Below are 26,272 nucleotides of genomic sequence, written 5' to 3'. Positions count from 1 at the left end.
TGCTATATTGTGTCTGGAGCGATTTTGACACTCAGCTGTCAAAAAAAATGTTTATCTTTGTACCGACAAAAATTTTAACGAGAGTTTCTAATTACTATGGCAGCAGCAAAGTATACCGAAGACAGCATTAGAACACTAGAATGGAACGAACATATCCGCGAACGTCCGGGTATGTACATCGGCAAGCTCGGCGACGGCAACAGCCCCGACGACGGCATTTACGTGCTGGTGAAAGAAATTATCGACAATTCCATCGACGAATTCGTGATGGGTGCCGGCAAGCAGATTATCATCGACATTGAAGACCATAGCGCCCGCGTGCGCGACTACGGCCGCGGCATTCCGCTGGGCAAGGTCATCGACTGCGTATCGAAGATTAACACCGGTGGTAAGTACGACTCCGAAGCCTTCCAGAAGTCCGTGGGCTTGAACGGTGTGGGTACCAAGGCGGTGAACGCCCTTTCGACCAAGTTTATCGTCAGGAGTTTCCGCGACGGCCGCGTGAAGGAAGCCGAATTCAGCAAGGGCAAGCTTGTCCGCGAAGAACGCGAAAAGAATACGACCGAAAAGAACGGTACCGAAATCTACTTCGAACCGGATGCCAGCATTTTCAAGAACTTCCGTTTCTTGCCGGGCTACATGGAAGAAAAGGTATGGAACTACGCCTACCTGAACAACGGTCTTTCGCTCGTGATGAACGGCAAGACCTACAACAGCCCGAACGGCCTTTTGGACCTGTTGCAGAACCACGTGGACGATTCTATCCGCTACCCGGTGGCCCATTTTAAGGCAAACGATATCGAAGTGGCCTTTACGCACGGCAACCAGTACGGCGAACACTACTACAGCTTTGTGAACGGTCAGCACACCACGCAGGGCGGTACGCACCAGCAGGCCTTCCGCGAAGGTATTGTGAAGGGCGCCCGCGACCACTTCAAGAAGGACTTGGATCCGGCCGACGTGCGCAACTGCATTATCGGCGCCATTTCCGTACGCATTCAGGAACCGGTTTTCGAATCGCAGACCAAGACCAAGCTCGGCTCGACGACGGTCGCTCCGGGTGGCGCCCAGCTGCGTACCTGGATTGTGGATTACGTTGCCTCGCAGCTCGACAACTACCTGCACAAGAATCCGGAAACTGAAAAGGCTCTTTTAAACCGCATTACGCAGAACGAACGCGAACGCAAGGAAATCGCCGGCATCAAGAAGCTTGCGAACGACCGCGCCAAAAAGGCGAACCTGCACAACCGCAAACTCCGCGACTGCAAGATTCACCTGACCGACGTCAAGAACCAGCTGAACCGCGAAACTATGATCTTCATTACCGAAGGTGACTCTGCATCGGGTTCTATTACCAAGGCTCGTAACGTGCAGACGCAGGCCGTATTCAGCTTGCGCGGTAAACCGCTCAACAGCTTCGGCATGACCAAGAAGGTCGTGTACGAAAACGAAGAATTCAACCTGCTGCAGCACGCTCTCGATATCGAAAACGGTCTCGAGAACCTCCGCTACGACAAGGTGATTATCGCGACCGATGCTGATGTGGACGGCATGCACATTCGTCTGCTTTTGATGACCTTCTTCTTGCAATTCTTCCCCGAACTCGTGGAACAAAAGCACCTGTTCATTCTGCAGACGCCGCTTTTCCGCGTGCGTAACAAGCAGGTGACCAAGTACTGCTACGACGAAACGGAACGCGACAGAGCCGCCAAGGAAATCGGCAAGACCGGTCTCGAAATCACTCGATTCAAAGGTCTCGGCGAAATTTCCCCGGAAGAATTCGGCCAGTTCATCGGCGAAGACATGCGCCTTGAAACGGTGGTGCTTCCGCCCGATGCCTCCTTCGGCAAGATGCTCGCCTACTACATGGGCAACAACACGCCGCAGCGTCAAGACCACATCGTGCAGAACCTCCGCGCCGAAGCAGTTGAGGAGCTGTAAAGCAGCCTTCCCCGACAACGGGACAATCATACTTGACTACCACACGGATTGGATTTTTATCAGAAATGCCGTTAGGCATTTCGAATCAGTGTGACAACATGACAACAGAAAAGGCGGATCTTTTACAGATTCGCCTTTTTAATCTCTAACGGGTTTGCCCCGAACCCATGACTCAGTACTAAACCACCTTGAACGCCTGTGTACGGGGCACGGCCTTGACGTTCTTGGTCTTGCCCTTGCCAGGCTGGATCATGAGCACCTTTTCCATACGGGTACCGTCCATCTTGAGCACGCGGAAGGTGTAGCCCTTGATGGTGACTTCTGCACCCGGTGACGGAATAATGCCAAGCGTCGCCTGAATCAGGCCCGAAAGCGTTTCCACGTGGGAATTTTCGGGAGCTTCGAGTTCTACGCCAAGCTTGTATTCCAAATCGGAAAGCGTAATAACCGGATCGAGGATGAATCGCCCGTCCTTGAGGCGCTGCACATCTTCATCTTCGTCCACGTCGTCTTCGTCCTTGATTTCGCCCACGATTTCTTCGAGAATATCTTCAAGCGTGACAAGGCCAGCGGTTCCGCCATATTCATCGACTACGATAGCGAGCTGGTTACCCGTCTTGCGAAGTTCGGTGAGCATGTCGTCAATCTTCTTGTGATACGGCACGAATACCGGTGGCATCACGAGCTTCATGATATCAAAGGGTTCGTCGCGGTGTTCAGTATACCATTCCAAGAAGTCGCGATTCGAAAGGATACCCACGATGTTATCGACAGTTTCCTTGTACACCGGCAAACGGGAATGGCGTTCGGTATTCAAGACCTTCACCAGTTCTTCGAGGGGAGTGCCGACTTCGACCGCGCACATATCCACACGCGGCGTCATGATTTCACGCACCGGGGTTTCCACGAAGTCGAAGATGTTCAGAATCATCTGGCGTTCTTCTTGTTCCAGGCCTTCACCATCGGAATCTTCTTCGTCGTTCAAGTCGGCCTGCGCCTGCACGGCGTCGCGGCGTTCTTCGGGCAAGAAGCTCAGCTTGGAATCGTAGCCCAAGCCCTTCAGAATCTTGACGAACAGCAAGTGGCAAATCTTTGCCGGCAGTGCAAACGGGAGTCGAATGAACTTGAACAGCGGAATCAGCACGACAGCGAAAGTGTCCGGCTTCAAGTTCCCGAGCAGGTTTGCCAAGAACACCGTAATCGTGTAAATGCCGATGCATGCGACCACCAGGTAAGCGGCAAAAGCCAGGAACCAGTAATCTTGCACCCAGTTCCAAGGAATCATCTGGAACAGGTAAAAGCCCAAAACGCCCGCACCCACGTTACAGAAGATGCGACCGATCGAAATCGTTTCGTTAAAGCCCGGCAGTTCCACCAACGAGGCAACTACCTCTTCGCGGCCTTCACGGTCACGGGCATCGCGCTTGGCATAAATGGCGCTAAAAGCGGCCTTGATCAGCGAAAACGAGAACGATGTCAGAACAAAAACGACCAGGAACGCGACAGCGTAACTTTCAGAAGATTCCATTAGGCACCTTCCTTGTACGGGTCAAGTCCCAGGAATTCGCATTCGCGCTTGCGCATGACCTTGCGGTCGGCGGCCTTGATGTGGTCGTAGCCCGAAAGGTGCAACAGCCCGTGTACAATCACGCGTTTCATTTCGGCGTAGAACGTGTTGCCGTATTCGGGAGCCTGGCGGCGCACCTGCTCGCGGGCGATATAGATTTCGCCGAGCATGGCCTCGTCTTCAGGAATTTCGACACCGAGCTCGTTCTTCCATTCAAAGGAAAGAACGTCCGTCACCTTGTCGAGACCGCGGTAGTCGCGGTTCATGGTGCGCACGAACTCGTCGGTGCAGAGCACGATATTCACGTCTTTTTCCTTGCCTTCTTCGGCAAGGAGCTTGCGAGCCATCTTTTCGAACTTGTCCTTATACGGAAAAGCCTCGATGTCCCCCTCGCAAAGGAACTCGATATTATACTTCTTCTTTCGACTAGCAGGGTCAGGCATTAAATGTTATACCACTTCTTGAGGACGTCAATGATAGCTTCAGCCTGGGCCTTGCCCGTAATCTTGAACTTGCCCTGGGGCTTGAAATTGCCCGCCATCTTGCGGTAGCGGCGCAACGACACCTTGGGTTCGGTAAATTCACCGGACTTCGGGTCACGTTCCTGGTAAAAGAACATCACGGTCGGCCATGCCCCCTTCGAGAGGATTTCCTTGCCGATTTCCTTGATGACTTCTTCACCGGTATCTTCATCGCTATAGGCAACGGTCAGTTCTTCAACTTCCATATTTAGTCCTGTAGTTATAGGTTTTGACCTTCTTCCAAAAAACTTTGAAAAAAGTCACAGTTTTGTTACCCCGAGTATACATTTCTGATCGGGACTGTAAAAAAATACATATATTTACGAACGAATGTAACTATAAAGCGAGGCTTTATGTCTTTTTATCGCTCTTTTAGGCTTTTAGCTACCCTTCTAGTACTCCTTGTCGGGGTTTCTTTCGCCGCAAAGGCTCAATCCGGCAAGGTCCACTACGCCGTAGGTGAAGTATTCCTGCACCGCAGTGGCAACGTACAGGTCATCAAAAGTTCCGATCCAGAAAAGAATAAGCTCAAAAAAGCTAAAACCGTCAAAAAAGGCGACGATATCGAGACCCTTCTGGAATCCGAAGTGATTATCGCGCTCCCCGACGGAAGTTCGTTCAACGTTCAAGAAAACACCGTTGTCGCGATTACGGAACTCTCGTTTGAAGACGGCGAAAACAACTTCATTACCGAAGTCAAGCGCGGCAGCATGAAGTTCGATGTGCAGAAGCAGGCAAACGGCAAGAGCAAATTCAAGTTCAAGACCGGTATCGCCACCGCTGCTATCCGCGGTACAGACGGATTTGTCGGCAAAGTCAGTAAATGCGAAATCGCCTCTCTTTCAACAGGTAACCTGAGCTTTGAAATCAGTACGACAAAAACGACCCAAGCCATCACCGGCGGCCAGACAATTATTCTCTGCAAAGACAATCCTATCATCATCGACCTGGAATCTTCCGGAAACAACGAACTCTTCAAGGCTCTTGACTCCGTTTTAACCGACACCACCCTTTCTGCAGACGCTATCCGCAAGGCCGCGGAAAAGGCTAACAAGGAAATTTCCGAAAAGCAGAAGGAATTAAGGTCTAAAATCGATTGCCATATCGACCCCCTCCCCGATATCGTTTATTCTGCCAAGCAGACCATCACGGCCACCTGCTCCGAAGGCACCCACATCCGTATTTTCGGCGAACCGGAGCGCTCCGATGGTAGCGCCATCCAGTTGGCCGTCGAATGGGCGCCCAGCACTATCGGTCAAAAGAAAATTCCTTTCACCTGCTTCTATGATGGCGACTCCACCAACACAATTCAGTGCGGTCTCGTAACCACCTATTTCGCAGGCACAAGCGACACTACCGTTGCAGACGACCAGGCCCTATTAACCGTTACAACCAGCATGCCGATCGAAGTATGTGACCCTGCCATGGTTACCATTGAAGGCGTATTCGACACCACCGACCAGAACGCAGTCCTTACCGTTTCGCTCGGCAAACACACCTCGAAAAACCTCGTCCCCCTCAGCGCAAACGGCCGCTTTACGCACTCCATCGCCGTATCCGACAAGAACGGCAACTGGAACGAAAATACGCTCCACCTGAATTTCGAATCTCAAAAAGGCTACAAGGACATAAATGTTCCCATCAGGGTAGTTAAGTCATGCAAGACCGTGAACCTGATTCCGCCAACGCTCGCACTTTACCCCAACCAGTGCAAGGCCGCTCTCGCGTTAGGCCAGACCAACGGAGACAAGGCGATTTACACGCTGTACATCGATAACGTCGCCCAAAAAGAAATCTACTTTGACAGCGACCGCAAGTTCTACGAAAACCTGACTAGCGGCACCCACGTGTACAAGTTCCATGTCGAAGATCTCGCAGGCAACAAAGTTGATTTGACCCAGAAACTGGATTGTTACCCGCCCATCAGAAAAGCAAAGATTGTCATTGACGGTGGCAAAGAAGAGGAACGTTTGTTCGTGCCACCCCCACCCAAAAGTGTCAACAGCAAGATCCATAAACAGCTTTCGTTCTCGGTCAAGAACCTTCCCCAAAACGATCCGACATACATCAAGCAGATTGACATTACCCTGCCCGACCAAAACATCCAGCTCCGTGGCACAGACTTACAGTCGAACCGGATTGACCAGCAGATTGCACTACCGTACGGAACTACAACCACAGTCAAAATTACCGTCACCCTGAAGAGCGGTGAAATTCTTACTGAATCTAAGCCATACAAGGTCAAATAATGAAAAACATTTCTCTTTTTTCGATTATCGCCCTGACCACCGCTCTGGCTTACGCCCAAGAACCGGCAACCCCAGTTCAAGGCACCCCGCTCAGCGGCAACGTTCACGGATTTATCAGGGTAGAACAGTCCCCGTATCTGGTAACAGAAAACCTGACTGTCGAAGAAAACCAAGTGCTCGTGATTGAACCGGGAGTCAAGTTGCAGTTTGCTCCAGGCACCGGCCTTTATGTCAAGGGACAGTTTGTCGTCGCCGGTACAAGCGAAAGCGAGGTCGAATTCGTCTCGGCAGCAAGCGATTCCAAGAACGGCAGCTGGAAAGGCATCTTTATTACCGGTAAAGAACAGTCCGAAATCAGAAACGCCAATATTAGCGGCGCAGAAAATGGTATCGCAGTCGAAAATAGTTCCGCGACCATTCAATCCAGCAAGATTGCGAACACTTCGAGCCGTGGCGTCTACGCCAAAAACTCGAAAGTTTCTATCAGCGGATGCCTTTTCGAAAAGAATGACGGTGCTGCAGTCCATACCGACAGCTACAGCGACATGAATATCAGCGACGTGAAGTTCGACGGCAACAAGGTCGCCCTTTACAACGCTCAGCTCGCCATTACGAACGTTCAATCTTCCAACTTCGAAAACAACTCCTACGCCGTTTTGGACATGGGCAACAGCCAATTGACCTTTGACAACACCCAAGTCAGCAAGAACGCCGTGGGCGCAAGCGCCGGTGACGTTCTTGAAAAGGACGTTATCGAAAGCATTAACGGAAACGAGACCGACTTTAACAAGGATTACGACGGCGTTGCACAGGCCCTGCCCGCAAGCCCTGAAATTCCGGGCGTCGAAAGCCGCGCCGTCAACGCAAACGATAAAATTGGCGACCTGCTCGCCCAAAAAGAAGAAGAGGAAGACGCCAAAGCCCCGAAGGCCTGGAGCGTCATGGGTAGCGTGATGGTAAACAACTACTACCACAAAGTCCTTATGCGCAAAGACCATAACGGAGATCGCTACCAGAACATTTTCCAGGTTCCCGGATTCGGTACCGAAGCAAGCGTTTACTTGTTGATGCAGTCTCCGGACGGCAAGTCCATTGAATTCAATGGCGACTATACCGGCGACCAGTGGAACCAATTCTCTCCGACCCCGGTTACCTTGACTTACACCGACAGCTACAACAAGCTTATCTTGGGCGACTTTACCAAGACCGCCGGCGAAACCTACATGGCAAGCCTCCCCCTCTTCGGTGCGGGCTACACGCTTTCGCTCCTCAGGAACAACGTGAACCAGCCTTTGCTGGAATTGAGCGGATTCTTCGGCGAAAACCGCAAGCCCTACTTGATTGGCGAACGCCACCCCTACATCTACAAGAATTACATTGACGAGGGCGAAGCACAGGCACAGCGCCTTGCTTACGGCGGATCTATCAAGTGGTCTCCGCTGCGCCGTTTTGATGCAACTATTGGCGCCATTTATGCCGACGACGAAATTCACGACCCGCTGTTACGCGATGGCGGAAGCAGCAGTTCCATTACAAGCGAACCCTTGCAAAAGTCCTTTACCGTATTCGCCGATGGAAACTGGTTGTTCTACCCCGGCGACATCGAACTGAACGGTCAGATTGCCGTCGGCCGCGCCGACACCGCAGACGTTTACAGGGAACGCGCCATCAACAAGGTGTTTACCGAAGCCGGAATCAACACAGCATCGATGACAATGCTCCGCCAGCTCATGGCCAACGAAAACAAGATCAATTCGCTTTCGTCTGCCCAACTCGAAGAAATCTTCGGAGGCAACACGACGCTTAACCGCAGCGAAATGCGCGATTCCTTGCGCACCCTCATTCGCGAAGCCAAGAGCCTGAAAAAGGAATACGACAGCGACCGCGATGATGACCGCGTTCTCGGCCTCAACTGGGGCAGCCAGAATTTCGCCATCGGAGCCTCGCTCTTCTGGAACATTTACAAGACCACGATTTCGGGCCACTTGAAATACGTGGGCGAAGACTACTACAGCGCCGGATCTCCGGACCAGCTCTCCGACACGCGTGAATTCGGCGGCAACATCGAACAAATCATCACCAAGTTCTGGACTCTCAACTTTGGCTACTTGCTCAATATCGAAAACGCCGCCAATGGAGACAAGACAAACCTGCTTGGCCTTGGCGAAGGAACCCGCTGGGGTCTCTTCAACGACAGCGATTCCAAGTGGTTCGAAGAACACGAACTGGATTACGGCAGAACCAAGTACATTCAGAACTGGTCTTTGGGCAACGACTTCAAGATTGGCAAGAACGTAGACGTGAGTGTCGGTTACAATCTGGAATACCGCACGCAATACCGCCCCAACCAAATCCACGTCGACCCCATTCTGAAAGACGGAATTTATAAAGACGGATGGTTTGCACCTCGCCAGGGCAGAACTACGACCGAAATCGTTGACGGCGAAATAACCGCCGTGTTGGATTCCGCTCGCTGGGCCGAATACATGAATCTGTCCGACGAAGACTATCTCGCCTCTAAATTCCAGGAAAGAATCTACAAGAACACTTGGGCTTTGGACTTGACGGTTCGCGGCTTCAGCACCATCTTCAAGGCTGGCGGCCGTTGGATTCTCCGTAGCGACGATTCCAAGTTCTACAAGGACGCCTTGATTAGCGGCATGGATCTTTCCAACACCACTTGGGCCAAGCTGGGTTACTACTTTGGCGGTGCAGACTACTTTGAACACGCCTATCCGCTCTCCGCAACGACGACTCTGAAGCGCGTGCAGAACCGCTTCGGATTTACGCCGCGTTTCAAGAACTACGAACGCAACGACATGACCGAACGCGAATTTACGGTCAACGACGAACTTGAAATTTCGTTCCTGAAGCGTTTCTTGGTTCTGGGCCTTTCTGGAGAACTTCGTTATATGACCATTGACTGGGAAGAAGACGGCATTAGCGAAGACGAAACCGAAACGGATGTGTTGGGCAACGTGAATCTGCGCGTGAACCACACCAAGCGTCTGAGCACCGATTGGTACACGGGCACGGCCCTTTACTATCGTCCGGACAATTTGAGCGACGAATACAAGGATATTTACGCCGGCATCCGCGTGAACTACGTATTCTAAAAACATCTAACATTGTTTAAAGAGAGCCGCTTTTACAAAAAGCGGCTCTTTATTTTTTAAATTTGGAATAATGTTCACCTACCGTTACAGAGAACTAAGCGTTGCGCTTGCCAAGAAAGGCAAGTACCGCGAGGCTTTGGCCAAGGAACTCCGCCTGCACCCCGAAGAAATCTTCAATTTGCAGGTGGAGCGATTTTCGTTGGATAGCCGTCGCAAAGGAGACCCCAAGTGGTCTTACAACGTGATTTTTGACTTAAAACGTGAAGTCCGTGCCACCGGAAATCACGCCAAGGGGCTTGTAGCGGCGACACGTGACAAAGAAAGTTTAGAGACCGACCCGCAGAAAAGCAGCGTCGCGATGCCCGGCCATGTGGATGTCATTGGCGCAGGCCCGAGTGGACTTTGGGCAACCTTGCATTTGTTGCGGAAAGGTTTTGCCGTCGATTTGTACGAACAGGGCAAATGCGTGGAAGAGCGTTTCCGCGATATTCGCCGATTCTTTGTTGACCGGAATTTTAACGCCTACAGCAACGTGCTTTATGGCGAAGGCGGTGCGGGGGCATTCAGTGACGGAAAGCTTAACACCCGCACCCGGAACCTGTTCGTGGAACAGGTTCTACACGACATGGTCGACTTTGGAGTCGACGAATCGGTCGTGACCTTCGCCAAGCCGCATATCGGCACGGACCGTCTGGTTTTATTGCTGCGTGAGCTGCGCGCCGAAATTGCAAAGCTTGGCGGCAAGATTCATTTTAGCACCGCCCTTGAAGACATCGAGATTAAGGATGGTCGCATTGCGGCGATCCAGCTGCGAGACGTTTCAACGCCCAATTCTCAGGCAAATTGGAAACCCTGCGAAGCCTTGGTGCTCGCCGTCGGGCATTCCGCCCGGAGCATTTACGAAATGCTCCACGCCCGTGGCGTCACGCTCGAAAGCAAGGCTTTTGCCATGGGCGTGCGCGTCGAACACCCACAAGCGCTCATCAACATGCGCCAGCTGGGCCTGAATGTAGACACCAAGCTCACGGGTTCCGCCGAATATTTCCTCGCCACCCCGACACTGAACAAATCGAGCAGCGCCTACAGTTTCTGCATGTGCCCGGGTGGCGTTCTGGTACCTTGCGCCTCGGAGCCCGGGACCCTTGCCACCAACGGCATGAGTTACAGCCGCCGCAACGGTCCCTTTGCCAACGGCGCCATCGCCGTGCCCATTGCCGCAAGCGACAAGCTCTTTGGCGGTCTTGAATTCCAGCGCAAAATCGAAAGCGACGCCTACGCGGTCGGCGGCAAGAGTTACGCCGCTCCGGCCCAAACCATCAAGGCGTTCCTCGCCCACCGCGAAGACAAATCGCTCCCGAAATCCACCTACCCCTGCGGGCTTGTACAAAGCAATCTCTGGGACTGGATGGACAAAACCATTTGCAAGAGCCTCGCCGAAGGATTCCAGAATTTTGACAAGAAGATTCCCGGATTCATCGAAGAAGGCCTGATTGTCGCCCCCGAAACCCGCACCAGCAGCCCACTGCGCATGAGTCGCAACAACGAGACGCTTGAAAGCGTGAATACCAAAGGCCTGTTTGTGCTCGGCGAAGGCGCCGGATATTCCGGCGGAATCGTCACTAGCGCCGCCGACGGCGTGCGACTCGCCCACTACGCGAAAAAGGAAAGCTTATGATTACCCGAGTCATTGACCGCAATTTTGCCAACATGCGCCTCGACCGTTTTTTGCGCAAGGCATTTCCCGACGAATCGCTGTCGGTCTTTTTCGCCGTCATCCGCAAAAAGAAAGTCCGTGTGAATGGCGTCGTAGGCAAGGCAAATCAAATGTTGCAGGAAGGCGACACCGTCTGCATCTACGAAAACTTCAAAAGCGTCGATGCGGATTCCCAGGGCGCAACCAATGTCATCCAGTTTCCCGCCAGCCAAAACGAAGGCGATAAGCCCAGCACCGGTTTTGCAAAAGCAAAATCCACCTGGGGCAAGGCCACCTCCCCCGCCGAGAAGCAGTCTGGCTGGGGCGCCAAGGAACTCGACCTCATTATACAAACCGAAGACTACGTTATCGTCAACAAGCCCTCGGGACTCGCAAGCCAACCGGGCTCCGGCACTCGCCCCGGCGAGAGCCTCGTAGAATACCTGTGGGAATGGGGCCGCCGCGAAGGGCTCGACTTCAAGCCCACTATCGCCCACCGCCTCGACCAAGAAACCTCGGGCATGATCATTGCCGCCCTCCACGGCGACACGCTCCGTGAACTCACGCGCATGATTCGCGAACACGAAGTTGACAAATTCTATTTTGCCCTCGTCAAGGGGAATCTCAAAAAAGACAAGGGGACCATCAACGAGACGCTCACCCGCACCGACGCCGCCAAGGGCTCTAAAATGAAGGTCGGCGAAACCGGCAAGGACGCACAAAAGGCAATCACCCACTACCGCGTCAAGCAGCATTACGAAGGCTACGACCTAGTAAAAATCAAGCTCGAAACAGGCCGCATGCACCAAATCCGCGCGCATTTTGCAAGCATCGGGCATCCGCTCCTCGGCGACACACGCTACGGTGACTTTGCCCTCAACCGCGAAGTCAAAAAAATGCTCGGGCTCAACCGATTGTTCCTGCACAGTTGCCGACTGGAATTCACATGGCAAGGCGACAAGAAAGTTTTTGATTGCCCGCTGCCCAAGGAACTGCAATCGGTCATCAACCAGCTAAAGCCAATCCGCCACGAACACCGATAAGAACTTCTAGACTTTTCTCCACCTCCAAAATTTTTTTGTACTTTTACAAAGGGATCGGGAGGTCTAAGGAGAAAATATGAAGTTTCTTTTGGCACTCATAGTGTCCCTCTATTTTGTTGCTTGTAGCAACAGCGAATCGTTTACGCCTCCCGTAGACGAGACGGCCGTTTTGCCCATCGTTGACACAACCGAGGATTCTACTCAAGAAATCGAAGGAATGCTTCGTCTCTCCGGCGACAAAGTCATGCTGGGAACCAATGACAAATCTTTTAAAGCCAACGAACGCCCCGCCATGAAAGTCTCTCTTGATTACGACTTTTACATGGACATTCATGAAGTCACTTGTGGCGAATACGCAAGCATTGCCAAAAAAGCAGAACTCAAGACCTTCGGCAAATGTGAAAACGACAGTCTCCCCCTCACCGACATCACCTACTACGACGCCATCCTTTTTGCAAACGCCAAAAGTAAACTCGAAGAGCGCGACACCGTATACACCTATCGTAGCGCCATCTTCGACGACGAAAAGCACTGCACCAATCTAGAAGGATTCGCATTTCATGCCGATGTCGAAGGCTACCGACTCCCGACCGAAGCGGAATGGGTCTACGCAACGACTCTCGCATGGGACACCAAGAACAGCTGGAACAGCAGCAACTCTGAATACAAACTTCACCCAGTCTGCAGTAAAGATTTCAACTCCGCTGGCTTTTGCGACATGGCCGGCAACGCGATGGAATGGGTAAACGACTGGCTCGGACTATTCCGCGACACAACCGTTTCAAACTACGTCGGCGCTCCCGATGGTGGCGACATGGGCGAAAGAATCGTCAAAGGTGGCGGTTACAATTCTAGCGTTGCAGAACTCAACCCTTACAGCCGCGGAGATGTCTACACAGTCACCTCATCGACACGAGCAGAATATGTCGGGTTCCGCCTTGCTCTCGGAGCAATTCCCAACGCCTTGTGGATGAGCAACGACGGACGTTCTACGGCAAGCATCGTCACGCCCATCGCGAATTCCGAAACCGTCAAGAATTTCACGAAATCATACAATACAAAACTCGCATTCCGTAACGATGTCAGCGGGAAAATCAACTACATCGATTACTGCGATGGCACGCTTTCCGTCACGGAACTTTCTAACGACATCAACGCCTACCACCCCGAAATTTCTCCTGACGGAGAATGGGTCGTCTTCAGCACCGGCTACGAGGGAATCAGTGGGACTTCTTCCGTTTACGTACAGAGCCTCGACTCAGAAATTCCGTCAGAACCGATAAAGTTAAATGTTAAAAGTGCCGCAATCCCCCGCTGGCGAGTCCTTGGAAACGGCGACACAGTCATCGTCTACGTAAACGACGCCGGGAACAACAAGGACGAAGCAACGTTCAAGAGCAATTCGACTTGGCAGGTAAAATTTGCGAACGGCAAATTTGGTACTCCACAAAAAATCTTTGACGGAGCATACCACGGTGGCATCAGCGAAGACCAGTCCCTTGCCGTATCTGGAGCAAGAATCCTGCGCGCCCGCGTCGCCAAGAAAGATATCGTCTGGTACGATTCAGCCCAAGCCTGCAACGTATCGCTTTCCCAGGACGGGACCAAGCGCACCGCATTCCTCGACTTTGCCGGAAAACCGGGCAAGGAATTTGTGGGCGAAAGCTACACCACCCACGAACGGATCTTTATCGCTGACAGCAATGGAAAGCTGATTCAGTCCATCAAGGCGCCATCTGGCTACACCTTTGACCATACAGAATGGGCCTCCGACGGCGATAAATCCGTTATCATAGCAACGCTCACCAATTCTAACGGAGCCCACACAAAGATTGCCATCGTCAATCCAGAAGACAGCTCCACTACCGAAATTGTCGGGAGCGAAGAACTTTGGCATCCGAATTTGTGGATAAAGAAAGTACAAAAGATTATTCCGTCAACAGAAGATTCTGCCGAAGTCGACACGACATTCCATCTCGACCCCGACAGCGCAGGTGTTTACTACACTTCTGGCGGAGACACGTATGCTAATCAATGGCGGTACAAGATGGAAATGCTGTGGAACTATAGAGATAGTGCAACTTTAGCCGTTCTTGGTTCCTCTCACACCTATTTCGGGATAAATCCTCTATTTTTTGACAAATCAATTTTTGCAGTCAACCTTGCGGTATCCGCAAACACTCTAGCAGGAACCTATTTCTTTTTCAACAACTATGTACACATTCATATGAACAAATTGAAAGTTATTGTAATCTCTGTTGATATAGATATATGGTACACGAGTGGCTATCCATTCTTTGAAACAACATTCAAATCGTTTCCTGGCTATGTTTACGACATCAACCATAATTTCTGGAAAGACGGATATCCAAATGGACTCGCAGAGCTTACTTACAACTCACCAGGCACTCTTAAGGGACAAAAGCTTAGAACCACACGGGGATTTTCAGGAAAAAATGCGAGTTCTTGGGGTGAGCCCAAAGTCAAACTAGATAGCAACTGGAAAGAAGAAAAATCCTCACATTACTACAAAAATTTTGAAATGCTAAAAGATATAGCCAAGAAATGTTATGAGAAAAACATCATTCTCATCGGAGTTATCACTCCTCAAAATCCACGATACAAAGAAACTGGAGCCTTTGGTTTTCATGGATTATTGCGCAGTGAAACACCAGCACTAATCCAGGAAATAGACAACATCAGTAAAACATATCCCAACTTTATCCTGATGGACGAAAACAAAATGGGAAATCACGACTACACCGATGATATGGCCTTCGATACGGACCACTTATCAGCACTTGGCGCTGAGAAACTGACCCATCGTCTTGATTCTTTGATAAAAACGCTAGATATCAATTTTACAGAATAACCATATTTTCTAAATTTACCACCGAAATTTAAGCAGGCACGTGTTTTGCACGCGGGTCGTTTTGAAGCACCCGGCAAAATCCGCGCAAAAAAGGAATAAAGATGAAAGTTTCTTTGAATTGGCTCAGACGTCACGTTGATCTTCCGGAATCTGCGGAAGAAGTTGCAAAGGCACTCACCGCTGTAGGCCTCGAAGTCGAAGGCATGGAAGAACCGGGCAAGGTTTATGAAAAGCTCGTTGTGGCAAAGGTACTCACCTGCGAAGCCCACCCGGACAGCGACCACCTGCACATCACGACGGTGAACGACGGCAAGGAAGTCATTCAAGTGGTTTGCGGCGCCCCGAACGTGGCCGCCGGCCAGACCGTGGTACTCGCCCCGATCGGTGCAGAACTTCCGCTCCCCGATGGCGGCACCCTCAAGATGAAGAAATCCAAGATCCGCGGCGTCGAAAGCTTCGGCATGATTTGCGCCGAAGACGAAATCGGCCTCAGCGACGACCACGCCGGCATCATGGTTCTCGACGACTCTATTCCCGCTGGCACCCCGTTCGTAAGCCTCGGCCTCTACGACGTCTGCTTTGAACTGAACGTGACCCCGAACCGCCCGGACGCCCTCAGCCACCGTGGCGTGGCCCGCGAACTCGCCGCCAAGTTCAACCGCCCGCTCAAGCCGCTCGCCTACGAACTCAAGGAAGATTCCGAAGCTGCCAGCTCTGCCATCAGCCTCGAAGTGGTTCCCGGTTGCGGCTGCTCCCGCTATGTGGGCCGCGTCATCAAGGACGTGAAGGTTGAAAAGTCTCCGGCTTGGCTCGCCAAGCTCTTGCATGCCGTGGGCATGAACAGCATCAACAACGTCGTCGACATCACGAACTTCATTCTGATGGACGTGGGCCAGCCGCTCCACAGCTTCGACATGGACCAGCTGCACGGCAACAAAATTAAGGTCCGCCGCGCCGTGAAGGGCGAAAAGATCGAGACCATCGACCACACCGCCCATGAACTCGTTGAAAACGACCTCGTCATCTGCGATGGCGACCGTCCAGCTTGCGTAGCCGGCGTGATGGGCGGCGTTGAATCCGAAATTGTTGACACCACCAAGAACGTGTTCCTCGAAAGCGCCTGGTTCAACCCGACCATCGTCCGCAAGCAGGCCAAGCGCCTCTGCATCTCGACGGATTCCAGCTACCGCTTCGAACGCGAAATTGACTTTACTACCCAGGACGAATACAGCCGCTACGCCTGCGCCATGATTCAGGAAGTCGCGGGTGGCCGCATTCTCAAGGGCACCGTCGAATACACCGGCGACGACCACAAGAAAAATTTGAACGAAGTCACGCTCCGCACTGCCCGCGCCGAAAAGGTCATCGGCATGAAGATTGCCGCAGCTGACATCGAAAAGTACCTCACGGGTATCGCCCTCGAAGTCGTGAAGAAGGATGCCGAATCCATCACCTTCAAGATTCCGGGCTACCGCCCCGACCTCGAACGCGAAGTGGACCTCATCGAAGAAGTCGCCCGACTCATCGGTTTCGACAACATCCCGTACACGCTGCCGAGCTTCAAGATGCAGCCGAACGAACTGCCGCCAATCGAAGTCCTGAACCGCAAGATCCGCAAGACCTTGTCTGCAATGGGCCTGCATGAATGCTTGAGCCTTCGCTTTACCAGCAAGGCCCGCACCGAAGCTCTGTTCGGCGCCGAAAATGACGACCGCCGCAGCAAGCCCGCAGCTCTGCTGAACCCGCTTTCCGACGAACTCGGCGTGGTTCCGACCAGTCTCCTTCCGAACCTTCTCAAGAGCGTTGCCGAAAACGAAAAGAACCGCCCCGGTTCCGTTCGTCTGTTCGAAGTCGCCAAGGGCCAGTTCAAGCGCGACCGCAAGGACGTGCGCGATCCGGGCTTCGACGAATCGAACCTCGTTGCCCTCGCCGTTGCAGGTGCCTTCGACGTGAACCCGCTCAACGACAAGCCCGCCCAGATTGACTTTGCCGCCTTCAAGGGCCTGGTGCAGAGCTTCCTCAAGCGCGTGGGCCTCGTGGTGGAATTCCGCGTTCCGGCTAAGGCAGAACTCTTCCTGCACCCGGGCAAGCAGGTCGAAGTCCTCGCCGACGGCGTGGTGCTTGGCACCATGGGCGAACTCCACCCGACCGCCATGGCCGCCTTCGATATCGGCTACACCACCTACGTGATGGAACTAGACATGGACAAGATGGAACACGCCACCCACAAGAAGATCGTGTTCGAACCGTTCAGCCGCCAGGTACCGTCTAGCCGTGACATTTCTATCGAAGTCGACAAGACCATGACTCACGAGCAGATTCTCGCACGCATCAAGGGCCTGAACCCGAAGAACCTCGCGAAGATTACGCTCAAGAGTATCTACGAAGGCGACAAAATCGAAGCCGGCAAGAAGAACCTGGTCTACAGCCTCACCTATCAGGCCATGGACCGCACCCTTACCGACGACGAAGTCAACAAGGCCCACAACAAGCTGCGTGACAAGCTCGTCGCAAACGGTGATATTATACTGAGATAGGTCGGCAATCTTTGATTGCCTCCGGCATACGCGAAGCGTATGCGTTAACCGTAAACAAAAAAGGCCCCCGCAAAGGGGCTTTTTTATATCGTCCAAAGTGCCGTAAGGCACGAACTCATCGCTATTCCAGTGCTTCGCGAATCTGCTGGATAAAGTCCATTTCTTCGGGGCTAACGTTGCTTTCGTTGTCGTCTTCCTTAGAGGCGTTCGCTACACGGAGCATCGATTCCAGCACCTTGCACTTGAATTCACCCGGTTCATTCTTCAGGGCTTCAATACAGGCAGCGGCGCGGTCCTTGGCGGACTTGAACTTGGCGTAGGTATTGTTGAAATCGTCCCACGAAACATCCGGGGTCAGTTCGTCATGAATCGCATCGAGCGTATCGCTTTCGGCTTCTGTTGCCGAAGTGGAGCCTTCCAAGAGTTTGTCGGTTTCGTTTTCATGGAAAAGGCAAGCCACCTGCCAAGAAAGAATCAAAAGAGCCAAATTAGGATTCATCGTAAACCTCGCTAGTTATCTCGGACAAATAATACAAAAAATGTTGAATGTGAAATGTGAAATGAGGAATGTGGAATTGGCCAATTCACATCAGTCATTACACATCTCACACTTTTTTACTATATGGCGTTCTTTCAGAACGCATATAGTACGGCTCGGCAATGTCAAAATAACAAGTTATTTTGCCGCTGCTCTCGCCTTTTACTATATTCCCGCACATGGCATACGTAGCAATGGCCCGAAAGTGGCGTCCGCAATCTTTTTCCGACATGGTCGGTCAGGAACATATCGCAAAGACTCTTCAAAACGCAATTGAAGGAGGTCGCTTGCACCATGCATTCCTGTTTACCGGAACCCGCGGTGTCGGTAAGACCACCAGTGCCCGTATCCTCGCCCGCACGCTGAACTGCAAAGGCGGAGATCCGTTGCACCCCTGTGGAGAATGCGAAAGTTGTAAGGACATTGCCGGCGGGAACCCGATGGACGTGTTCGAAATAGATGCCGCTTCCAATACCGGCGTCGACAACATCCGCGACGTGATTGAACGCGTGCAGTACCCGCCAGTCATCGGCAAATACAAGATTTTCATTATCGACGAAGTCCACATGCTTTCGACGGGCGCCTTCAATGCGCTCCTCAAGACGCTCGAAGAACCGCCTGAACACGTGATTTTCATCTTCGCGACGACCGAAGTCAACAAGGTTCCGCAGACCATTCTCAGCCGCGTGCAGCGTTTCGATTTCAAGCGCTTGTCGATTGAACAGATCCGCAGCCGCCTGCGTTACATTTGCGAACAGGAAGGCATCAACGCGACCGACGAAGCCCTCGACATTTTCGCCGAAAAAGCCGACGGTTCCATGCGCGATGGCCTCACCTACTTCGATCAGGCTTACGCCTTTACCGGCAACGAAATGAACGCCGACGCCGTCCGTGGCGTCCTCGGCATTCCGCCTGTAGAACTCTTTTTCTCGCTGATTTCGTCTATCGAAAGCCACGACCTCAAGGGTTGCTTTAAAATGGTGGACGATGCCTGTAAGCGCGGCATCGAATTCACGCCCTTGCTTGACGGATTCGGCAAGTTCCTGCGCAACCTGCTTTACGCCCGCCTCGACGCCTTTACGCCCGACGCATTGAACATTTCCGAAGAAATGTTCACCAAGTACAAGAGCGTGGTGCCCGAACTCAAGAACGGCGATATTCTGCGCATCAGCAAGCTTTTGATTGACTTGCAGGGAACGCTCCGTTACAGCACAAACCCGCGCCTGCTGGTAGAAACCACATTTGCCCGCATGGCATGGCTTGACAGGCTTACGGACTTGAGGCGTGCGCTTGCCGCCATCAACGACCCGAAAAGCGCCTCCGACGAGGCGTTAAAAAAAAAAGTAACTGATGTCCAAAACATGCTGGAAGCCGAGGAAGAAGCCAAGGCGTTACAGCAACAGGACGAAAATCCCTTCGCAGCCCTCCAAAACGGTATTGCCAGCGGATACAATGGCGACGTTTACAGCCGTTACGAGATTTCTGCCGCCTGGGGTTCTATCAAGACACGCATTGCCGATTCCGGCGATTTCGCGTTCTCGGTGGCCCTGAACGACACCGTGCTCGAAACAGGCGACTTGAAGGCAACCCCCTTCCCCATCGCGCTCACCTACTTGGGCGACAACGCAAGCGACGCCTGGGGCGTAAAACAAATGGAAGACCATCCCGAATACATGGAGCGCATCAAGCAAATGCTCGAAGAAATGCTCCAGACGCAGGTGGATTTGACCCTCAAGACCAGAGCCTTCAACGAATCGGAGCTCCAGATTCGCAAGCAGGCTCAAATGACGCCATTCGAGCTGGACATGGAAAAAGAACCCGGGCTTCGAAAGCTCAAGGAACTTTTCGCCGCCGAACTGATTTACAGCATCAAGAGCACTCGCCCCGTGGCAGCCCCCCAGCAAGCCGAAGGTTGCGACACCACGGAAAGTGACGAATAGTTTTCTATATTACCCTAAAAACATTTAACGAGGAAAACACTATGGACATGAGCAAAATGCTTCGCGATCTCCAGAAGATGCAGAGCAAGATGATGAAAGCACAAAGCGACCTTAAGGCACAGAGTTTTGAAGCCGAAGCCGGTGGCGGAATGGTAAAAGTCGCCATGAACGGTAAGGGAGTCCTGACCATGATCAAGATCAACCCCGATGCAGTCGACAAAGACGACGTGGAAGCCCTCGAAGACCTGCTCATGGCAGCCATTAACGCAGCCGTCAAGAAAAAAGACGACGCTACCCAGGAAAGCATCAGCGGCATTACCGGCGGCATGAAAATCCCCGGCCTGATGTAATCAAAACTACACAAAAGTTCACTATTACAGCCCGCCCCTCCGGCGGGCTGTTTTTCATCCCTAAAATTGGTCATTTCATCCCTAAATTCGCGTTTGAGCCCTTATATATGGAACAACAATTTTTTACATTTGCACCGCAAAATGTATATAGGAGATGGAATGTCAAGGCAATTAGCAGCATTATCGGCTATGGCGCTGTGCATTGCGGTCCCCCAGATGGTTTGGGCCACGACTTACACGCGCGAGGAAGCCGTCAAAATCGCCCTTGAAAAGTCCTCGGACGTCAAAACTGCCGAAGAAGAAGTCATTTCGGCAAATTCCCAGGTTGATGCCGGTTACGGCAACGCATTACCTTCAATCGATCTTGATGCCACCGTCACCCGTATTTTCGGTTTGGACGATGTAAACAACAAAAAGCCCATATTCAACACGCTGAACCAGACCCAGTCTCAGTTGAATGACGGCTCTGAGCCTTCTGCCTACGACTACGTGAACGCAGGCGCCATTGACGGCCTGATTTACGGCATGTCCCAGCAAGGTTATCGCTGGCAGTCCAGCGTGGGCCTTACCGCCACCCAGATCCTTTACGCCCAGGGTAAGGTGGGTACCGGTATCGAAATTGCCAAGGCCTACAAGCACGTCAAGGAAGTCAACCTTGAAAACACCAAGGCAAACGTCCGCTACGACGTGGAAAACGCCTTTGACCAGCTCATTTTCCTGGATTCATCGATCGCTATCCTGTACCAGTCCAAGGACATGCTTCAGGAAAACCTGAATTTCGTGGAACAGGGCCTCAAGAGCGGCATGCTGACCGAACTCGACTTGATCCGCATACAGCTCAAAATGGACCAACTGACCTCCCAAATCAACAGCACCGAAAAGAAGCGCGTGCTTGCCCGCAATGCCCTGCTTAACACCATGGGCCTTGAATGGGATTCCGAAGTCAAGTTCCAGGGGGACCTCCGTGATCCATTGCAGGGCTACACCTACCCCGATACCACCATGGCCAACGTAAAAAAACGCCGCAAGGAACTGGTGATGCTCGAAGCAAGCGAAGAAATGCTCCAGAAGAACGTTTCTATCGAAGAAGGTGGCTACAAGCCGACGGTCGTACTCGTGGGAGGCCTCAAGTACAGCAACAACAAGAACCACTTTTACCAGTGGGACGCCCCGGATTGGGACGAAAACATCAGCAAGTACATCGCCTTGAACCTCAAGCTGAACCTCTTCAATGGCATGAAAACCAAGGAAGCGGTCGTTCAAGCAAAATCCGACTTGCGTAGCACCCAAATCAAGAAAGAAACCGCCGAACGCGGCTTCCGCATGCAGATTGAATCTTGCGCCAACACGCTCGAAGATGCAAATTCCCAACTTGAAATTGCCAAGCGCCAAATCGATCTGGCTCAAAAGAATTATGACCTGACAAACGACAGCTACAAGCTCGGAAGAGAAACCCAGCTGAACCTTCTCACTGCAGAAAACGACCTTCGTACAGCGAAGATCGGCTACATGCAAGCTATCGTGAATTGGAACCAGGCTTACAACGCCCTCCTTCAGGCCACCGGTGAATATTAATAAGAGAGACGAGGAAAGAAATGAACAAGACAGTTAAAACCCTCCTGACAATCGCTGTCGCATCGCTGATGCTTGTCGCCTGCGACAAGAAAGAAGAAAATGCCGAAAAGAAGGCATCGACTATCGAAGAAATCCAGAAAGAAAAAGGCAAGCCCGCCCGCGTAGTCAAGGCTGCCACCTCGAAACTTACCGACGTGCGTAAGTTCAGCGGTACAATCGAAGGTATCAACCAGAACAGCGCCATCTGCAAGATGGGCGACCCGATTGCAAAGATCAACGTGCAGGTGGGATCCACGGTGCAAAAAGATCAGGTGATTGCCGAATACCTCTTTACAGGCGACAACACCCAGTACCAGGAAGCACAAGAAAAGATTGCCGTTCTTGAAAAAGCAACAGAACGCATGCGTGAACTCCATGCCAAGGGCGGCATTAGCCAGCAGGACATGGATAGTCAGGAAATGCAACTCAAGGTCGCAAAGATGGGACTTGAAACCGCCCGCCGCGCTACCTTGATTCTTGCTCCTGAAGCAGGCGTGGTGACCGAAATCAAGTTCAAGGTTGGCCAGACTCCGGGACAGGGCGCTCAGTTTGCAACCATTGCCAAGCTCAACAAGGTTATCTTGAAGTTGAACATCACCAGCAAGGACATCGGATTCTTCAAGAAGGGAGCATCTGCCAAAGTCACTGTCGCCGACGAAACGTTCACGGGTAAGGTGACTCTGATTCCGCTCGCAGCAAACCCGACAACCCACTTCTTCCCGGTTGAAATTACGTTCGACAACAAGGCCAAGAAGCTCCTGCCCGGCATGTACGTGACCGCAGAACTCGACGCCCGCCAGGTAGAAGGCATCGTGGTTCCTGCCGAAGCAATCGTTTACCGCAACGGCATTAACGTCATCTGGACTGTCGATGCCGAAGGCAAGGCCCTCCGCAAGATCGTGAAGCTTGGCGTGCAGACCAAGAACGAAGTACAGATTACAGAAGGCCTTGAAGGTGGCGAAACCGTGATTGTCGAAGGCCAGTCCAAGATGAACGACGGCGACAAAGTGCTGATCGTTGAATAGGAGATGATTCTGAATGATTAAGGCCAGTATCTATAAACCGATAACCATGCTCATGGTCATTTTGACCGTGGTGGTTTTCGGTCTCTACACCTACAGCATGATGGTGGTGGACCTGATGCCGAAATTCGACGTCCCCGTGGTCACCGGTACCATCATCTATCCGGGTGCAAACCCCGAAGAAATCGAAACGACCATCATCAAGCCTATCGAAGAACAGGTGGAACTGGTGGACGGTATCGACTACGTGCAGTCGATATGCCTTGAAAACTACGGTATCGTGGTTGCCATGTTCAACATGGGTATCAACGTGGACGTGGCTGCAAACGACGTGCGTTCCAAGATTGAACTTGCCGCAGCCGACTTCCCGGATGCCGTGCAGGCCCCGATTATTTCGAAGGTGGACATTAACGGTGCCGCCATCATGTCCATTTCGTTTACCGGTCCGCTGAACTCCACGGAACTCCGCCAGAAGGTGGAAGACGAAATCGAACCGCTGTTCACCTCTGTTCCGGGCGTGGCAAGCGTTGACCTTTTCGGTGGTACCACTCGCCAGATTTCCATTGAACTTGACAAGGACAAAATGATTGACCGCAATGTAGACATTGCGACCATCATGGGAGTTTTCGGACAAGCTAACGTCAACAACCCGGTCGGTGAAGTCATCGGCAAGCACAAGAACACGACCGTGCGTACCGCAGGTAAGTTCACCAGCCTCGACGAAATGCGCGACCTGGATATTCCGACCCAAACAGGCGTGATCAAACTTTCTGAAATCGCCGACGTCAAGGACACGATTGAATCGATTACTTCTGCTTCTCGCTTCAACGGAACGAACTCTGTTTCACTCGATATCAAGAAGCGTTCCGACGCTAACGTGGTTGAAGTTTCGAGAGGTGTGCTCAAGCGCATGGCCCAGATTCAGCAAACACTCCCCGAAGGATTCGAACTTCACCTGGTTTACGACAAGTCCGAAGCAGTGAACGAAGCTATCGATAACGTGATTCAGAATATCATTATCGCAATCGGCCTTACGGCTGGACTTTTGCTCTTGTTCCTCGGCAAGTTCTCGACCATGTTCATTGCGGCCCTTACGATGCCGATTTCCGTGATTGGTGCATTTACCCTTATGTATTTTGCGGGCTTTGGCATCAACATGATGTCGCTCATGGCTCTGTCGAGTTCCGTAGGCCTGTTGGTGACAAACTCTATCGTGGTGCTTGAAAACATTAACGAAAAATTAAAACTTGGACTTGACCCGAAAGAAGCCGCCTACCGAGGCACCAGTGAAATCATGGTCGCCATCATGGCTTCGACACTCACCAACGTTTGCGTGTTCGTGCCGATTGCCTTCATGAAGTCCATTGCCGGTATCTTCTTTAGAACGTTCGGTCTGACCATGGTGTTTGCAACCTTCGTGTCGCTCTTGGTGACTTTCACCTTGACACCGCTCATGGCAGCCTACTTGTTCAAGGGCAAGAAGAAAGACGAAAACGGAAACATTATCGAAGAAAAACCCTCGATTCTCGACCGAATTTTGTCCCTCTTCCCCAAGGCCTTGAATGGAATTCGCTTTGTGTACCTCAAGACCCTTTCGTTCTGCCTTTCTGTTCCGGGCGTCTTGTTCCAGATCGTTGCACTTGGCGCTGGAATTTTCTTTGTGGGTGTTCTCGCGAAGAACTTCTTGACCGTCGAAGTGATGCCGAAACAGGACCAGGGCATGATCTCGGTGAAGCTCGAAATGCCTGTGGGTACTAACATCGAAACCACCGACAGCGTTGCACGTATTATCGAAGAGCGAGTCAAGGGTGTTCCCGAAATTGTGCACTACAGCATGAACGTGGGTGGTTCTAACGGTTTTACGACCGTAAACCAGGCTACCATGCGCGTAAAGCTCCTGAAGGACTGGGAAGGCCGTACTCGCAGTACCGACCAAATCGTCGACTCCTTGCGTCCTTACCTTGCAAACATTCCTGACGCCTTCATTTCCATCAAGTCCACCTCCGCCTCCGAAATGCAGAACAACTCTGCCGGCGACGTGGTGCTCGAAGTGAGCGGTCTGCATGCAGACTCCGTGGTGAAGGCTTCCGAAATCGTGATGGATAAAATCAAGGAAACCATCGAAGGTGTCGTCGACGTGAAGATGAGCTACGAAGCGGGTAAGCCCGAAATTCGACTTCTCCCGAACCGTCAGGCTCTCGCCGATTACGGCGTGACCTTAAAGACCGTCGCCACCTACAACTACATTGCTGTTAGCGGTTACGAAGCAGGCCAGTATACCGATGACGGTGAAGAATATGACGTGTACGTGCGTATGATGGAAAAAGACCGTCAAAGCCACGCAGATATCGAAAACCTTCCCATCTTGACGCCCAAGGGTTATGTGAACGCTAACGAGCTCTTCTTTATCGAAGACGGTGCAGGCCCGACCCGTATTGACCGCAAGCGCAAGATGAGACGCGTTGACGTTTCGATGAACCTGCTCCCCGGCCACACCACCGGTGAAATCATGGGCAAGGTCGGAGCGCTCGCCGCAGAAATGAAGGATCAAGTTCCCGAAGGAATTTCGTTTGGCTTTGGCGGTAACGCAGACATGCAGAATGACATGGTGGACGAATTCAAGACGGCTATCTTGATGGCTATCATCCTCACCTACATTCTGTTGATTGCACTCCTTGAAAGCTTTGCCCAGCCGTTCATCATTATGACGACAATCCCGATGGGTGCTATCGGCGTGATTCTTTCCCTTATCGTTACCGGCAAGGCACTTTCGATGATTGCCCTCATGGCTATCGTGATGCTTATCGGTGTGGTGGTGAACAACGCTATTCTATTGCTTGACGAAGCAAACCGACTGCTACGAAGTGGCGCGATGGGCAGACGTTCTGCCATTATGACTGCAGGCGAAAACAAGTTCCAGCCGATTGTGCTTGCTACGTTTGCCTCTGTGGTGGCTCAGCTTCCGCTGGCATTCGCCCTCGGTGGTAACGTGGCTGCCATGACACAGCCGATGGGTATTGCTTCTGTGGGCGGCTTGATTGTGTCTGCAATCCTTACCATGTACTTGGTGCCAACCTTCTTCTGGCTCCCGAACGCCATCTTCCACAAGGCGAAAAAGAAAGCCGGAAATATCAAGAAGAATTTCCAACGCCATAAGGCATAAGATTTAGACAATAGAGAGAGAAAAAAGTGACCCGCCGGCATAGCCGGCGGTTCTTCATATACGGGCATAGCCCTAGGATACTAGCAACGCGTTGCACGCGTTGACG

Annotated in this window: 16 protein-coding genes; 12 read left to right on the top strand and 4 right to left on the bottom strand. The window is 52.1% G+C overall.

Features of this window, described 5'->3' with window-relative positions; translation table 11 throughout:
* Positions 1 to 96 precede the first annotated feature (96 nt).
* Positions 97 to 1,941 carry a DNA topoisomerase IV subunit B gene (locus B7989_RS06265; RefSeq protein ID WP_088627707.1) on the top strand — a complete coding sequence of 615 codons (1,845 nt, stop codon included), beginning with the start codon at positions 97 to 99 and terminating at the stop codon, positions 1,939 to 1,941.
* A gap of 178 nt (positions 1,942 to 2,119) precedes the next feature.
* Here B7989_RS06265 and B7989_RS06260 read toward each other — a convergent pair whose 3' ends face one another.
* From B7989_RS06260 to B7989_RS06250, 3 genes are read right to left on the bottom strand one after another with little or no spacing between them, the layout of a single operon-like run.
* On the bottom strand, positions 2,120 to 3,469 hold the full coding sequence (locus B7989_RS06260) for a hemolysin family protein (RefSeq protein WP_088627706.1): 1,350 nt from the start codon (positions 3,467 to 3,469) through the stop codon (positions 2,120 to 2,122).
* Positions 3,469 to 3,951 (bottom strand): rRNA maturation RNase YbeY, encoded by a 483-nt coding sequence (ybeY, locus tag B7989_RS06255; protein WP_083564456.1) that lies wholly within the window; start codon positions 3,949 to 3,951, stop codon positions 3,469 to 3,471. The genes B7989_RS06260 and ybeY overlap by 1 nt, the downstream gene beginning before the upstream one ends.
* Entirely contained in the window at positions 3,951 to 4,235 is a 285-nt protein-coding gene (locus tag B7989_RS06250) for a hypothetical protein (protein WP_072797039.1), read from the bottom strand. Before B7989_RS06250 ends, ybeY begins: the two co-directional genes overlap by 1 nt.
* A 147-nt stretch (positions 4,236 to 4,382) precedes the next feature.
* Between B7989_RS06250 and B7989_RS06245 the strand changes: the two genes are divergently transcribed.
* The 6 genes from B7989_RS06245 to pheT all read left to right on the top strand — a co-directional run bounded on the left by B7989_RS06245 (position 4,383) and on the right by pheT (position 17,539).
* Complete coding sequence (locus tag B7989_RS06245; protein WP_088627705.1) at positions 4,383 to 6,278, top strand: FecR domain-containing protein; 1,896 nt, start codon at positions 4,383 to 4,385, stop codon at positions 6,276 to 6,278.
* The gene (locus B7989_RS06240; RefSeq protein ID WP_088627704.1) at positions 6,278 to 9,394 is read left to right on the top strand and encodes a right-handed parallel beta-helix repeat-containing protein; all 3,117 of its coding nucleotides are present in this window, start codon (positions 6,278 to 6,280) and stop codon (positions 9,392 to 9,394) included. Before B7989_RS06245 ends, B7989_RS06240 begins: the two co-directional genes overlap by 1 nt.
* A gap of 70 nt (positions 9,395 to 9,464) precedes the next feature.
* A complete protein-coding gene (locus B7989_RS06235) occupies positions 9,465 to 11,069 on the top strand; it encodes an NAD(P)/FAD-dependent oxidoreductase (protein ID WP_088627703.1) in 1,605 nt (534 codons plus the stop codon).
* On the top strand, positions 11,066 to 12,130 hold the full coding sequence (locus B7989_RS06230) for an RluA family pseudouridine synthase (RefSeq protein WP_088627702.1): 1,065 nt from the start codon (positions 11,066 to 11,068) through the stop codon (positions 12,128 to 12,130). Before B7989_RS06235 ends, B7989_RS06230 begins: the two co-directional genes overlap by 4 nt.
* 76 nt (positions 12,131 to 12,206) lie before the next feature.
* The gene (locus B7989_RS06225; RefSeq protein WP_088627701.1) at positions 12,207 to 15,002 is read left to right on the top strand and encodes a TIGR02171 family protein; all 2,796 of its coding nucleotides are present in this window, start codon (positions 12,207 to 12,209) and stop codon (positions 15,000 to 15,002) included.
* A 101-nt stretch (positions 15,003 to 15,103) separates the two neighbouring features.
* Positions 15,104 to 17,539 (top strand): phenylalanine--tRNA ligase subunit beta, encoded by a 2,436-nt coding sequence (gene pheT / locus B7989_RS06220; RefSeq protein WP_088627700.1) that lies wholly within the window; start codon positions 15,104 to 15,106, stop codon positions 17,537 to 17,539.
* A 121-nt stretch (positions 17,540 to 17,660) separates the two neighbouring features.
* Here the strand turns inward: pheT and B7989_RS06215 are convergent, their stop codons facing one another.
* A complete protein-coding gene (locus tag B7989_RS06215) occupies positions 17,661 to 18,038 on the bottom strand; it encodes a hypothetical protein (protein WP_088627699.1) in 378 nt (125 codons plus the stop codon).
* A gap of 218 nt (positions 18,039 to 18,256) precedes the next feature.
* Here B7989_RS06215 and dnaX point away from each other — a divergent pair, with 218 nt between their 5' ends.
* The 5 genes from dnaX (at position 18,257) to B7989_RS06190 (ending at position 26,166) form a co-directional block, all read left to right on the top strand.
* Positions 18,257 to 20,017 (top strand): DNA polymerase III subunit gamma/tau, encoded by a 1,761-nt coding sequence (gene dnaX / locus B7989_RS06210; protein ID WP_088627698.1) that lies wholly within the window; start codon positions 18,257 to 18,259, stop codon positions 20,015 to 20,017.
* Between the two features lie 41 nt (positions 20,018 to 20,058).
* On the top strand, positions 20,059 to 20,367 hold the full coding sequence (locus B7989_RS06205; RefSeq protein ID WP_073055755.1) for a YbaB/EbfC family nucleoid-associated protein: 309 nt from the start codon (positions 20,059 to 20,061) through the stop codon (positions 20,365 to 20,367).
* A 159-nt stretch (positions 20,368 to 20,526) separates the two neighbouring features.
* The gene (locus B7989_RS06200; RefSeq protein WP_088627697.1) at positions 20,527 to 21,942 is read left to right on the top strand and encodes a TolC family protein; all 1,416 of its coding nucleotides are present in this window, start codon (positions 20,527 to 20,529) and stop codon (positions 21,940 to 21,942) included.
* Between the two features lie 20 nt (positions 21,943 to 21,962).
* On the top strand, positions 21,963 to 23,006 hold the full coding sequence (locus tag B7989_RS06195; RefSeq protein ID WP_088627696.1) for an efflux RND transporter periplasmic adaptor subunit: 1,044 nt from the start codon (positions 21,963 to 21,965) through the stop codon (positions 23,004 to 23,006).
* Positions 23,007 to 23,019: 13 nt separating this feature from the next.
* Positions 23,020 to 26,166 carry an efflux RND transporter permease subunit gene (locus B7989_RS06190; protein ID WP_088627695.1) on the top strand — a complete coding sequence of 1,049 codons (3,147 nt, stop codon included), beginning with the start codon at positions 23,020 to 23,022 and terminating at the stop codon, positions 26,164 to 26,166.
* Positions 26,167 to 26,272 lie beyond the last annotated feature (106 nt).

This window comes from Fibrobacter sp. UWB5 (genome assembly GCF_002210295.1).
Lineage (GTDB): Bacteria > Fibrobacterota > Fibrobacteria > Fibrobacterales > Fibrobacteraceae > Fibrobacter.
Note: the sequence above shows the minus strand (reverse complement) of the source record. Positions and strands in the feature narration are given on the sequence as shown.